Origin of the sequence: Pseudodesulfovibrio sp. S3, from assembly GCF_004025585.1 — a bacterium.
Classification (GTDB): Bacteria; Desulfobacterota; Desulfovibrionia; order Desulfovibrionales; family Desulfovibrionaceae; genus Pseudodesulfovibrio.
In genome coordinates this window covers 12,927-26,996 of the sequence record NZ_QTZO01000008.1, presented here as the reverse complement: position 1 = coordinate 26,996, position 14,070 = coordinate 12,927, and the positions used below count along the sequence as shown (strand labels likewise).

The 14,070-nt window shown below is 58.5% G+C and carries 10 protein-coding genes; all 10 read left to right on the top strand.

The window, feature by feature from the left end:
* The first annotated feature begins 284 nt into the window (after positions 1 to 284).
* The 10 genes from DWB63_RS10395 (at position 285) to DWB63_RS10350 (ending at position 14,058) form a co-directional block, all read left to right on the top strand.
* The gene (locus tag DWB63_RS10395) at positions 285 to 1,991 is read left to right on the top strand and encodes a sigma 54-interacting transcriptional regulator (protein ID WP_128328775.1); all 1,707 of its coding nucleotides are present in this window, start codon (positions 285 to 287) and stop codon (positions 1,989 to 1,991) included.
* A 394-nt stretch (positions 1,992 to 2,385) separates the two neighbouring features.
* Positions 2,386 to 3,687, top strand: coding sequence for a 4-aminobutyrate--2-oxoglutarate transaminase (gene gabT / locus DWB63_RS10390; protein WP_128328774.1), 1,302 nt, complete (start codon positions 2,386 to 2,388; stop codon positions 3,685 to 3,687).
* Between the two features lie 4 nt (positions 3,688 to 3,691).
* Positions 3,692 to 5,488 carry an aldehyde ferredoxin oxidoreductase family protein gene (locus DWB63_RS10385; protein ID WP_128328773.1) on the top strand — a complete coding sequence of 599 codons (1,797 nt, stop codon included), beginning with the start codon at positions 3,692 to 3,694 and terminating at the stop codon, positions 5,486 to 5,488.
* Positions 5,478 to 6,500: an ABC transporter ATP-binding protein gene (locus tag DWB63_RS10380; protein WP_128328772.1), complete on the top strand. Its 1,023-nt coding sequence runs from the start codon at positions 5,478 to 5,480 to the stop codon at positions 6,498 to 6,500. Before DWB63_RS10385 ends, DWB63_RS10380 begins: the two co-directional genes overlap by 11 nt.
* The gene (locus DWB63_RS10375) at positions 6,493 to 7,413 is read left to right on the top strand and encodes an ABC transporter permease (RefSeq protein WP_128328771.1); all 921 of its coding nucleotides are present in this window, start codon (positions 6,493 to 6,495) and stop codon (positions 7,411 to 7,413) included. The genes DWB63_RS10380 and DWB63_RS10375 overlap by 8 nt, the downstream gene beginning before the upstream one ends.
* A 1-nt stretch (position 7,414) precedes the next feature.
* Positions 7,415 to 8,233, top strand: a complete 819-nt coding sequence (locus DWB63_RS10370) for an ABC transporter permease (protein WP_128328770.1) — start codon at positions 7,415 to 7,417, stop codon at positions 8,231 to 8,233.
* Positions 8,226 to 9,278, top strand: a complete 1,053-nt coding sequence (locus DWB63_RS10365) for a spermidine/putrescine ABC transporter substrate-binding protein (RefSeq protein ID WP_128328769.1) — start codon at positions 8,226 to 8,228, stop codon at positions 9,276 to 9,278. Before DWB63_RS10370 ends, DWB63_RS10365 begins: the two co-directional genes overlap by 8 nt.
* A 49-nt stretch (positions 9,279 to 9,327) precedes the next feature.
* On the top strand, positions 9,328 to 10,881 hold the full coding sequence (locus tag DWB63_RS10360; protein WP_128328768.1) for an amidohydrolase: 1,554 nt from the start codon (positions 9,328 to 9,330) through the stop codon (positions 10,879 to 10,881).
* 61 nt (positions 10,882 to 10,942) lie between these two features.
* Entirely contained in the window at positions 10,943 to 12,295 is a 1,353-nt protein-coding gene (locus DWB63_RS10355) for a putrescine aminotransferase (protein ID WP_128328767.1), read from the top strand.
* Between the two features lie 8 nt (positions 12,296 to 12,303).
* Positions 12,304 to 14,058 carry an aldehyde ferredoxin oxidoreductase family protein gene (locus DWB63_RS10350; protein WP_128328766.1) on the top strand — a complete coding sequence of 585 codons (1,755 nt, stop codon included), beginning with the start codon at positions 12,304 to 12,306 and terminating at the stop codon, positions 14,056 to 14,058.
* Positions 14,059 to 14,070 lie beyond the last annotated feature (12 nt).

Here is a 14,070-nt window from a genome sequence, read left to right as displayed (position 1 = left end):
ATATGCCAGTATAACTGATAGTAAACGCACCCAGTCTCCCTTAAATGTAATCACAAAAAAAAGCATATCCACCAAACCAAGTCCATTATTTTTCTGCACATCAGGCTATTCCTTAAAAAACATAATGCTCGCCTTCATGTTGTGTACAGTTTTAGACTCGAATCTGAATCACTTAACATCGAAACCCCATACCACATCCTGTTTTTTAATGACTTCCCCTTGGGGATGGGATAATTGATATGATGATCCGCTTTTGAATCAGCAGCTTGTCAGGAGTTCAGTGCATGCAGGAAAAGCTTCCCGTAGACATCCCATTCCATTCGATACTGAACCATCTGGATGTACCAGTCATTGTTGTGGATACTTCACGGCTTGTCGTGTACGCCACTCCAAGTGCGGAAAAGACGTTCGATTACGAGCCAGGCAAAATGCATGGCACGGACCTGATTCGGGTAGTGCCGGGAATGGATATCGAGCGGACCGGAGAAATGCAGTTCGAACACGCGACTGCCGGTGCCTTCCGGGTGTCCGTCACCCCTATCCGAGTCGATGGCACAACTGTCGGCAATATTCTCTCCATCCACACTGAAACAGGGACGACCCCGGTCGAACAAACCGACGCCTACAAGAAATTGACCGAATATATGGAAGCGGTTTTCCATGCGTCCAGCGATGGCATCTGGCTCACGGACGGCAAAGGAGTGGTGCTGAACGTCAACAACGCTTCAGAAAGCCTCAATTCCATTTCGGCCGTGGATGTCGTGGGCAAGCATGTGAAGGATCTGGTCAGGGACGGCATCATTGACCGGTCCGCCACCTTGGAAGTTCTCAAAAAGAAACGCAGGGTGTCGATCCTTCAGCATGTGACCAAGACAGGACGACAACTCATCGTCACCGGCACTCCGACTTTCGATGAAAAAGGCAGGATTCGTCTGATCGTGCTGAACGAAAGGGACATAACCGACCTCAACGAAATGCGCACCACCCTGGCCCAAACGAGAAAGGCCAAGGAAAAGGCTGAGGCGGAACTGACGGGCATGTCGCTCATGGAATTGAAAAAAGGCTATGTGGTGGCCGAAAGTCCGGCCATGCGCAAAGCAATGGCAACGGCCCAGAAACTCGCTCAGTTCGAGACATCGGAAATCCTGCTCATGGGAGACTCCGGCACCGGCAAGGGCTTGCTGGCCAAATTCATCCACGACAGCAGCCCCCGTCGCGGCAAGCCGTTCATCCAGGTCAACTGCGCAACCCTGCCTGAAACCCTGTTCGAGGCCGAATTGTTCGGCTATGAAAAAGGCGCATTCACCGGTGCTTCCGAACAGGGCAAATCAGGACTGTTCGAATTGGCCGCCGGCGGGACGTTTTTCCTGGACGAGGTGGGGGAAATCCCTTTGGAAATGCAGGCCAAACTCCTCAATTGCCTGGATGACCACGAATACTATCCCCTGGGGGCAAGCAAACCCAGGCGTATGGACTGTATCATCGTGGCAGCCACCAACCGGGATCTGGCGGCCCAGGTCAAGAAACAGGCGTTTCGCCGCGACCTGCTCTACCGCCTGAACACCTTCACCGTATACATCCCCCCTCTCAAGAAACGGCCGGAAGATGTCTTCGAACTGGTCAATCACTATCTCAAGCAGTTCAACGCCGCTTTCCGCACCAGCAAACGGATAGGTCCGATCGGCATGAGGCTGCTGCAAAAATATCCCTTTCCCGGAAACGTCCGGGAGCTCATCGGCATCATCAAAAAGGCCGTGGTCATTTGCGAGGAAGAAGTACTCGACCAGTATTTGGAAGACCTCTTCGACTTCAACGACAATACGGATTCGGGAACCGGCACCCTGGCCGAGGAAATCTCCAAGATTGAACGAAAAATGCTCATCCAGGCCATGGACGAATGCAAGAGCACCCGTGAAATGGCCGAATATCTCGGCACCAGCCAACCCACAGTCGTCCGAAAGATGCAGCGCCACAAGCTCAGCACATCATGATTCACAAATGAATCAACCGATCAACTGAAACCACATAATTATCAAATTTGTAAAAAACAGCTATCCGACAATTGATTCGGCTCTGGCATATGACTTTTTTAGAAACACAAGCCGATTAAACCCTTAACTCAACGGCGCTCAACCAGCCAAGATAACAATTTTGTTAATTATTGACCAGATTCATTTTTGCATCGCACGTTTTCACTGCTAATACAAGCGGTTACATTTTTTTGCCGATTCACAAGTGAATCACCCCCCTCTTTTCACACCACTTCATTCCTACGATAACATCCCTATTTTACACGGTTAGTTTTCCGAAGGTTCATCCTTTGCTCAGAGAGAACAGGTTTTCAACTCTGCATCGGACACATACATAATTGGGTGGGTATACAAAATGAAAACAAAAGCTTTGCTTGAACGGCGTGAAAAGGCAGTCCCTCGCGGGGTCACCAACATTACTTCCATATTTGCAGACAGCGCGAAAGGCGCCACCATCACGGATGTCGAAGGCAGGGAGTATATCGATTTCGCCAGCGGCATCGGCGTGAACAACATCGGCCATTGCCATCCCAAGGTTGTCGCCGCCATACGGGAACAGGCCGGAAAACTCCTTCATTCCTGTTATCACGTCGTCCAATATGAAGGATACGTGGCCCTGGCTGAAAGGCTCAACAAGCTGACCCCCGGCGACTTCGAGAAAAAGACCGTGTTGTTGAATTCCGGGGCTGAAGCCGTGGAGAATGCGGTCAAGATCGCCCGGCACGCCACCGGTCGCCCGGCCGTAATAGCCTCCGGCTCAGGCTTCCACGGGCGCACCCTGCTGGCCGCCAGCCTGACCGCCAAAGTCATGCCGTACAAAGCGGGCTTTGGCCCCTATGCGCCTGAAATATACCGCATCCCATTCGCCTACTGCTACCGCTGTCCTGTCGGGTGTTCCTACCCGAACTGCAACATTGCCTGTGCCGATCTGCTCAAGAAGCGGTTCGTTGACCTGGTAGACCCGGCCAGCGTGGCAGCCGTGATTTTGGAACCCGTGGCCGGAGAAGGCGGCTTCCTGGTCCCCCCCAAGGAGTACTTCCCGCGCATCAAGGAAATCTGCGAGGAATTCGGCATCCTGCTGATCATCGACGAAGTCCAGACCGGCATCTGCCGCACCGGCACCATGTTCGCCATCGAACAATGGGATGTGGTTCCCGACCTGTTGACCTCGGCCAAGTCCCTGGGAGGCGGCATGCCCATCTCGGCAGTCACCGGCCGCGCCGAACTGATGGACGCACCGCAGGTCGGCGGTCTCGGCGGCACTTACGGCGGCAACCCGGTGAGCTGCGCAGCCGCACTGGCGGCAGTGGACGTGGCTGAAAACGAGAACCTGGCCCAACGGTCCAGGGAACTCGGCGCAAAGGTCAGAACCGCCTTCGAGGACTGGGCCAGGAAATTCGACTGTATCGGCGACATCCGGGGACTCGGCTCCATGCTCGCCCTGGAACTGGTCCATGACCGCAAGGAAAAGACCGTGGCCCCGGACCTGGCCAAGGCCATGGTTGCCGAATGCCAGAAGAACGGCCTCATCATCCTTTCCTGCGGCAACGGCGGCAACGTCATCCGCACGCTCATGCCGCTGGTCTCCACCGACCAGGAACTTGAGCGCGGACTGAACATCATGGAAGCCGCCTTTGCTTCCGTGACGCAAGGATAATGCAATGAACGGGGTTTACGGTCGCATACTCTTCATCGACTGCTCGGCGCGGACCTTCCGCGTCGAGCCGATGAAAAACCTCGGCCTCGACCTGCCCGGGGGCAAGGCGCTGGGCACGCGTCTTCTGCTCGAGCTCAATCCTCCCGGAGTCGCTCCCCTGGCCCCCGAGAACCACTTCATCATCACCACAGGCCCATGCTGCGGCACATCGGTCTGGGGCGGCAGTCGATACGGCGTGTACTCCAAATCGCCGCAAACCGGCTTCTACGCCGAATCCTACTCCGGCGGCAAAACACCGGAAGCCATTGACCGCGCCGGATTCGATGCCATTGTCATCTCAGGGGCGGCCCACAGCCTGACCGCCCTGGCCATCCACCCGGACGGGTGCATCTTCCATGACGTGCCGGAGCTTGCCGGGGTCGAAACCTACGCTGCCGAAGACGCGCTCATAGAACAGTACACCCCCAATGGCGAGGGTTTCGGCAGACCCGGGGCCTTGGTCATCGGTCCTGCGGGCGAGAACCTGATCGCCTTTGCCGTCCTGGAGAACGATTATTGGCGCAGTGCAGGCCGGTGCGGCATGGGCGCGGTGCTCGGCTCCAAGAAGATCAAGGGCATCGTGTTTGCCGGGGACCGAAAACGAAAGGTGGCGGACCCGGAAGGATTGAAGGCCTTTGCCAAGCAATTTCGGAATCACAACATAGACTCCCCGGCAACCAAGGCCTACAGGGCGCGCGGCACCACCCAGATGGTGGCGCTCATGAACACGGTGGGAGCATTCCCCAGCCGCTACTGGTCCGCAGGCTCCTGCGACCATTGGGAGAGGATCAGCGGCGACGCCTTCCATGAACAGCACGAAATCACCCCCCACGCCTGCCTCAAATGCTTCATGGCCTGCGGCCGCAAGGCGCGTATATCCCACGGCCCGCACAAGGGACTGACCATCGAAGGCCCGGAATACGAAACCATCTATGCCTTCGGCGGCCTGTGCATGATCAGAAACATCGATGAGATCGCCCATCTCAACGACCTGTGCGACCGACTCGGCATGGATACCATTTCCGCTGGCAATCTCTGCGCACTGGTGGCCGAGGCATCCAGCCAGGGCCGCCTGGACGCGCCGCTGTCCTACGGCGACGCCAACGGCATTTCCGCCCTGCTGGAACAGATATCCAACAGGGAAGGGCTGGGAAACATCCTTGCAGACGGTATCGTCAAGGCATCAAAACAGCTCGGCCTCTCTGACATGGCCGTGCACGTCAAGGGTCTTGAACCCGCCGGATACGATCCCCGCGTACTCAAGGGAATGGGGCTGACCTACGGCACCTCCCCGCGCGGAGCCTGTCACCTGCGAACCACGTTCTACAAACCCGAATTGGCCGGAATGATTCCGCCGGAAGCCATTGAAGGCAAGGCAGACCTGCTCATTTCCTTTGAAGACAGGCTGGTCATATTCGACTGCCTGATTCTCTGCCGCTTCTATCGGGACATGTACGACTGGGACACCCTGGCCCGGATGCTCACCCTGGTCACGGGTGCCCCATGGGACCAAGACTCACTGCGGAAAGCCGCCGCCAGGGTGGTGGACGACACCCGCCGTTTCAATGTCCGGGAAGGCCTCACGCCCGACGACGACCGGCTGCCGAAAAAACTTCATGAAGCTCTGCCTTCGGGACATTCGATAACCCGGGAGGAATACGCCCTCCTGCTCAACGACTATTACCACCTGCGTGGTTGGGACGAATCGGGAATTCCGCCAATCGACACGCTCGCCAAGGAGAAGCAAAGATATGAGTCTTGAAGCATACGCCGTCACCAAAAGCTACGGAGAGGTCCAGGCCCTCAAGAATGTGGACATCACGGTCAAGAAGGGTGAATTGTTCACCCTGCTCGGCCCTTCAGGCTGCGGAAAGACCACCCTCCTGCGGATTATAGCGGGACTTGAACAGGCCGACTCCGGCTCGATCTTTCTCAACGGGCTGCCCATCTACAACAAACCCGCCAACGAACGGCCCGTGAACACGGTCTTTCAGAGCTACGCACTGTTTCCGCACATGACCAACGCGGACAACATAGCCTTTGGCCTGCGCTCACAAAAAATACCCGAATCGGAAATCAAACCCAGAGTCCAGAAGATGCTGGAAATGCTGGAACTGAACAACTTCAAAGACCGTTATCCCGACCAGCTTTCCGGCGGCCAGCGCCAGCGTGTTGCCATGGCGCGCGCCCTGGTCTGCGAACCCGAACTCCTGCTGCTGGACGAACCCATGTCCGCCCTGGATGCCAAGCTGCGCACCCAGTTGCAGGTGCAGCTCAGACGGCTGCAGCAACAACTGCACAAGACGTTCATTCTGGTCACCCACGATCAGGACGAAGCCTTGACCGTATCCGACCGCATCGCCGTCATGAAGGACGGCGAAGTATTGCAGTACGGTTCCCCCAGACAGATATACGACCGCCCCAACTGCCGTTTCGTGGCTGAATTCATCGGTACGGCCAACATCCTGGAGGCGGAGCGGCGCAGTGACCAGACCTTCACCCAAGTGGGCAGACTGACCCTGCCCTCCCCGCCCCAATGGAAGCACGGGGCACTGGTCATCCGTCCCGAGGGCATCCTGCTGCGCGACAAGGAGCCGGAGACCAACGGAGTACTGGCAACAGTCACCGAAACATTCTACCGAGGCAATTTCCTGGACATCACCCTGGAGCCCGGCGGCCTGCGCATGCGCTGCGCACCGCACAAGAAACTCAATGTGGGCGATCAGATCTGGGTGGAACTGCTCGAAGACGCACTGGTGGCCATCGATGACTAACGAATCCCATTCAAATACCCGCATCTGGTTCGGCGAACTGACCACCAGAAACTCGCTGAGGCGCCGGGGCCTGCTCCACATCTCACCGGGGCTGTTCTGGATTCTCATGTTCCTGACCATCCCGGCCCTGGCGCTCATTGCCCTCAGCTTTGCCACCCGCGGCGGCTACGGGGAGATCGAGTGGGTCTTCACCTTCGAGAATTACACCCGGCTGGCAGGCTACGGCATGTTCGGCTGGAGCCCGGACTATCTGGTCATCCTGGCCCGCTCCCTGTGGGTGGCCTTCGTGACCACCACCATCTGCATCGGTCTCGCCTTTCCCCTGGCCTTTTTCATTGCCAAAAAGCCCAAGCACACTCGGTACATCTGGCTGACACTGGTGATCATCCCGTTCTGGACCAACCTGGTCATCCGCACCTACGCCTGGCAGCTCGTCCTCTCTCCGGACCTGCCCATTGCCAAATTCGCGGCCGCACTCGGATTCATCCCGGCGGGCAGCCCGCTCTATCCCTCGTCCTTTGCCGTATACCTGGGCATGATCTCGGCATTTCTCCCGTTCGTGGTCCTGCCGCTATACTCCAGCGTGGAAAAACTCGACTGGTCTCTGGTGGAGGCAGCCTACGATCTGTATTCCAACAAACGGCGGATCTTCATGCAGGCCATCCTGCCCCAGACCCTGCCCGGCCTGTCCGTAGGCGCCATCCTGACGTTTGTTCCGGCCATGGGCATGTTCCTCATCCCGGACTTCCTGGGCGGAGCAAAGTACATGCTGGTGGGCAACCTCATCCAGCAACAGTTCGGCAAGAGCCGCGACTGGCCTTTTGGCGCGGCAGTGTCCCTGGCCCTCATGGCCCTGACCCTCATCGGCCTGTTCCTGTTCCGCCGCAAGGGCGACAAAATCGAGGTGGTCTAGCATGAGACAGCGCAAACCCTTCCTGATCCCCTTCTTTGCCATCGGAACCCTGATGTTCCTCTACATGCCGCTCTTGGCCGTGGCCTCTTTTTCAGTCAACAACTCCCGCTTCGGGCTGACGTGGCAGGGCTTCACCTGGAAATGGTATCTGGAACTCTTCCGCAATGAACAGATACTCGAAGCCGTGGGCAACACCCTGCTCCTCAGCGGCGTTTCCACCGTGATCGCCACCGTGCTCGGAACCGCCCTGGCCATTGGACTGAGCCGATTCCCGTGGGGCAGGAAAACAGCCGCCTTCTTCGAATTCAACCTGTACATGCCGGTCATCACACCGGAAATCGTGTTCGCGGGCGCACTGGTCATCGCCTTTGCCTCCCTGCGCTACATCTCTTCCGCCTTTGAACCCGGCATGCTCAACATGATCATCGGCCACGTCACCTTCCAGGTCGCCTTCGTGGCCCTGGTGGTGCGCAGCCGGCTGGCGGCCTTCAACAACGAGATCGAGGAAGCGTCCAGAGACCTCTATGCCGACAACTGGTACACCCTGCGAAAGGTCATCCTGCCCATGCTCACCCCGGGCATCGTGTCCGGGGCCATGCTCGCCTTCACCCTCTCGCTGGACGACTTCATCATCAGTTTCTTCACGGCCGGGCCCACTTCGGTGACCCTGCCGCTCTACATATTCGCAGAGGTGCATCGCGGCATCACGCCCAAGATTCACGCCCTGTCCACGGTGGGTCTCTTGCTGACGATTATACTGGTCGTCGCTTCAGAAAAGATTTCTAACAATTTGAACGGAAAGGAGAACGAAGATGCGTAAATTGCTGTTAGCCGTCATGATGGTCCTTTTGACGATCGCCGTACTGGCACCCTGTGCCTTTGCTGCCGAGGAAATGCGCCTGCTCATCTGGAGCGAATACATGCCTGAAGATTTCCTGTCCGACTTCGAAAAGGACACCGGGATCAAGGTCCGTGTGGAATATTACGAGTCCATGGAGGAAATGGTCGCCAAGCTCCAGGCCGGCGGCAAGAACCAGTATGACGTCGTTGTTCCGTCCGACTATATCATCCCGGCCATGGTCAAACTGGAACTGCTCAGGGAACTCGACCACTCCAAGCTCCCCAACCTGTCCAACCTCCAGGCGACGTTCATCAATCCCAAGTGGGACAACGGCAACAAATACACCGTTGCCTACCAGTGGGGAACCCTGGGCATGATGTACCGCAAGGACAAACTCAAGGACTTTGACGGCTCCTGGAAGGTCATCTTCGACGCCGACAAGCGTCAGGGCGCCTTCATCATGGTCGACTCCATCCGTGAGATGCTCGGCGTGGCCCAGTGTGCCATGGGCATGGACGTCAACACCACGGACAAGACGGAACTCAAGGCCCTGATGGACAAGATGCTCGAAGCCAAGAAATCCGACTACTTCGCAGGGTTCGACGTCGGCACCGGCGGTCGTTCCAAGGTCGTGGCCGGCACCGCTGTCGCCGCCATCGTCTACAACGGCGATGCCCTGCGCGCCGTGGCCGACAACCCGGACACCTGCGCTTTCGTGAATCCGTCCGAAGGCACCATCGGCTGGGTGGACAACATGTCCATCCCCATCGGCGCACCCCACCCGGACATGGCGCACACCTTCATCAACTGGGTCCTGAAACCCGAGGTCGGCGCCAAACTGTCCAACTGGACCCAGTACGCCACCCCGAACAAGGCGGCCTTCCCGCTCATCACGCCTGAGGACTTCAAAAACCAGGCGATCTACCCGGAAGAGGCCTACATGTCCAAGCTGCAGTTCATCCAGGACCTGGGCAACGACAACAAGATGTACGACCAGATCTGGACCATGGTGAAAACCCGCTAACATTTACCCCGGCGGCCGGGGTTCACCTCCCCGGCCGCCGACATACATCATGCAAGACAATTATATTCTCATAAACGGCAACATCCTCTCCATGGATGAAACGGATTCCCGACACACGGCCCTGGCCGTGGAAAACGGCAGAATCCGCTGTGTCGGCGACCATTCCGACATGGCCGGACTCATGGCCGCAGGCTGGCCCGTCATGGACCTTGAAGGCCAGACCGTTCTGCCCGGTTTCATCGACTCCCACCAACACCTCGGCCTGACCGGCCAGGTGCTCAACGGCATCGATTTCCAGGACGTTGACTCCCTGGAAATCGTGTATGAAAAGATTGCCGAGGCCGCCCGGACCACACGGCCCGGCGCCTGGATTCTCGGGTATACCCTCAACGACACCTCCCTCAAGGAAAAGCGCCTTCCCCTGAAGGAGGAGCTGGACGCCCTGTGCACTACCAGCCCGATCATGATCGTGCACTCGTCCTGGCATTTGTGCGCGCTCAACTCCAAGGCCCTTGAGATACTCGCCCCGCCGTCGGACCTGTCCGGCATGGACCTCGGCCCGGACGGCAAACCCACCGGGCTGATCCGCGATCCCGGCGCACCCGACTTCGTTTTTCCGGCCGTCTCCGGCCTGACCCCCGAGGACGTGAAGCTCGACAGCTTCCGCCGGGCGTGCCGGGCGGCCCAGAAACAGGGCATCACCACCCTGCACTGCCTGGAGGGCGGCGGATTCGGCCCCGGCGACACCCGCTTGGTGCTGCAAAACCGAGACAAACTGCCGCTCAACACCGTGATCTGGAACCAGGTCATGGACATCGACGAGACTGTGGCCCTGGGGCTGACGCGCATCGGCGGCTGCATCTGCGCCGACGGTGCCATCGACGCCTACACCGCGGCCCTGTTCGAACCGTACCTGAATCAACCCGACAACTGCGGCACACTGAATTTCACGCAGGAAGAGATGGACGCCTTCATCCTTGCGGCCCACGAAAAGGGACTCCAGGTCGCCATCCACTGCGAAACCGATCGGGCCATCGAGCAGGTTCTTTCGGCCATGGAAAAGGCCCTTGAGGCACACCCTCGCCAAGACCACCGCCATCGTATCGAGCACTGCGAGATACCCACGAAGGATCAGGTCGAACGCATGGGAAGGGCGGGTATCATGGCGGGTATGCAGCCCGCATTCCTGCCCTATCTGGTGGACATGGAAGACTACGAACTCCGGTTCGGCATGGAGCGGCTGCGCTGGATGCACCCCTACCGGACCATGCTGGAAAACGGCGTGAGGATGAGCGGCGGTTCGGACTGCCCCGTCACGCCCCACGGGCCGCTCGTGGGAATTCAGGCCGCTGTGCTCCATCCCATTGAAGAAGAACGGCTCACTGCACTTGAAGCCATTAGAATGTTTACAATAGATGCTGCATTCAGCGGATTCGAAGAAACGATCCGCGGCAGCATCGAGCCGGGCAAAATCGCCGATCTGGTGATTCTGAGCGCCGACCCCACAAACGTGGTCCCGGAAGCCATTCGCGATATCGCGATCATCAAGACCATTGTCGAAGGCAAACCGGTGGACGACGCCAGAGACGGTCCAAAAGCATAGGAGCAATGCACCACAAGGACCAGAACCTGCTTACACTCACCAGAAAACACGGAGATTCATCATGACTCGCGATATCCAACAGGCATTTCAGGAAGCAAGCGACTTTGTCGACATCATCAAGAAACCCACCGGGACGGTTTCATTGGATGAGCGCAAGGCAATCGCCATCGAAACCGTGGAAAACTTCCGTGATTACATCAACAAGGGGTTTCTCGAATACCGCAAATCCGTGACCGAAGCCGGCTCCTTTGCCGTGACCGAATGGACCGGCCAGGGCTCCATCCTGAGAGACGCCCTGGATCGCGAATACATCGACATCCTCGGCGGATTCGGCCTTTACAGCTACGGCATCCGCCATCCCAAGATCATTGAAGCCGTCAAGGCGCAGCTCGACCGCTCGCCCCAATACTCCCAGGAAATGCTCGACCCCTTGCGCGCCAAACTCGCCCGGATCATCGCCAAGCTCACCCCCGGCGATATCCAGTACGGATTCTTTGCCAACTCCGGCACCGAAGCCGTTGAAGGAGCCATGAAGCTGGCCAAATTCTACACCGGCAAAAAAGGGTTCATCTCCATGCTCAAGGGATTCCACGGCAAGACCCTGGGTTCCCTTTCCCTCATGGGCAAGAACGACTACCGCGCTCCCCTGTTGCCGCTGCTGGAAGGCGTCCGCCACGTCAACTTCGGTGATGCCGACGCCGTCGAATCGGAGTTGAAGCATGCCAAAGCCGTGGGCGACGACATCGCCGCCGTTGTTGCCGAGCCCATCCAGGGCGAAGCCGGGGCCATTGTACCGCCCGCCGACTACTGGCCCAAACTGCGCCAGATCTGCGACAAGTACGAAGTGCTGCTGATCGCCGACGAGGTCCAAACCGGATTCGGCCGCACAGGTGAAATCTTCGGAGTGGACCATTGGGACGTGCAGCCCGACATCATGTGCTTCGGCAAGGCACTGGGCGGCGGCGTGGTGCCCATGTCCGGCTTCTTCTCCACCCCCAAGATTTGGGAAGTCATGGAACCGAACCCGTTCATGCACACCACGACCACCGGCGGCAACCCCCTGGCCTGCGCCTCCGCCCTGGCCGCCATCACGGTCATGCACGAGGAAGACCTGCCCAACCAGGCCAAGGAAAAGGGCATATATGTCAAGAAACGCCTGAACGAACTTTCGGACAGGTATCCCGGCATCCTTGACTCCGTGTCAGGCCTCGGCCTGCTCATCGGCATGCAGTTCGCCACCAACGAAATCGGCTACGAAGTGGCTTCGGGCCTGTTCGCACGGGGCGTGATCACGGCAGGGACCCTGACCAACGCCAAGTGCATCCGTTTTGAACCCGCCTTGAACATCTCCTACGACCTGCTCGACGAAGCGCTCAATCGCATGGAAGATGTGATCAAGGACATCAAGGTCTAGGAGGAAGCATGTACCTCTATGCAGGCAAGATTCTCCGCGTTGATCTGAGTGCGGGAACCATCACCGATGAACCGCTGAACCGGGACTGGCTCCGCCAGTTCTGGGGCGGCTGGGGATTGGCGGCAAAGTATTTCACGGAACTGGCTAATCCCGCTGTCGACGCACTTGACGCGAGCACGCCCATGATTTTCATGACCGGTGCACTGGCCGGGACATTGGCCCCACTGTCCGGCAGATTCTGCATGGTCTCCAGGTCTCCGCAGACCGGTACCATCTTCGAATCCAACGTGGGCGGTTCCATCGGCCCGGAACTGAAACATGCCGGATACGACGGCATGATCATCACCGGCAGGGCTGCGGGTCCGGTGTTTATCAGCATCAACGACGCCGATGTCTCCATAGAGGACGCAGGATATCTCTGGGGCAAGCCCATCTTCGAGACCGAGAAGGCTTTGAAGGCGGCTTCGGGGTGCCCGGCAGCCAAGTCCATGGCTATCGGCCCGGCGGGCGAAAATCTGATTCCTTTTGCCTGCGTGGGCAGCGAGGCCTACCGCCAGTTCGGTCGCGGCGGCGTGGGCGCGCTCTTCGGGTCCAAGAATCTCAAGGGCGTGGTCATTCGCGGCACCGGCGGCATACGCGTTGCGGACATGGAAAAGTTCCTGTCCGTGGCAAGGACAGCCTCGGCCGAGAACCTCATGACCGAGGCCAACCTGTGGGCCAAAACCGACGGCACGCCGCTCATCGTGAACGTGACCAACGAAATGGGGTTGCATCCCACCCGGAACTTCACCTATGGCGTCAATGAAGACTTCGGGGCCATCGGCACCGAGTCCGTGAAAAAGGCGACCATCTCCCAGCGGGCATGCATCTCCTGCCCCCTGGGCTGCGGCAAGTTCACCTCCGTCGACGGGGTGGCCGTGGAAGGGCCGGAGTACGAGACGCTCTGCCTGGGCGGTTCCAACTGCGGCATGAACGACCTCGGCTCCATCATCAAGTTCAATCGCACCTGCGACGACTGGGGCGTGGACACCATCACCACCGGGGCCACCATTGCCATGGCCATGGACATGAAGGAGATGGGATTGCACGATTTCGGGCTGGAATTCGGCGGGAAAGCCGAGTATCTTTCAGTCGTTGAGGAGATCGCCACCCTGTCAACGGACCGGGGCAGGGATCTCGCTCTGGGCACAAGGGGATTGGGTGAGAAATACAACGCCGGACATTTGGCCGTGAACTCCAAGGGATTGGAATTCCCGGCATACGACCCACGCGGCAACCACGGCATGGGGCTGGCCTACGCCACTTCCGAACGGGGTGCCTGCCATTTGCGTGCCTTCCCGTTATTCTCGGAAACCCCGTTTGATCACGAGGCCCTGGTGGCCGAGGTCGTCAGCGGCCAAAACTTCAACGGCATCAAATGGTCCATGTGCATCTGCGACTTTTGGGGCAGCGTCAACTCCACCATTCTGGCAGACCTGCTCAGTGCGGCCCTGGGAGAGACCGTGACCTCCGAGGAACTCGATTTGGCCGGAGAGCGCATCTGGAATCTGGCCCGGCTGTTCAACCTCAAGGCGGGTTTCACGGCCAAGGACGACACACTGCCGGATAAGATCCTGAAAACCGCCCTCAAGAAAGGTCCGAATGACGGCAGCACCATGACCAGTGCAGATCTGGCGGACATGAAACAGCGTTACTACACCAGTCGCGAGTGGGACAGCAACGGCGTGCCCACGCAGGCCAAGCGCGCGGCCCTGAGCCTGTAAGGAAGGTGGATA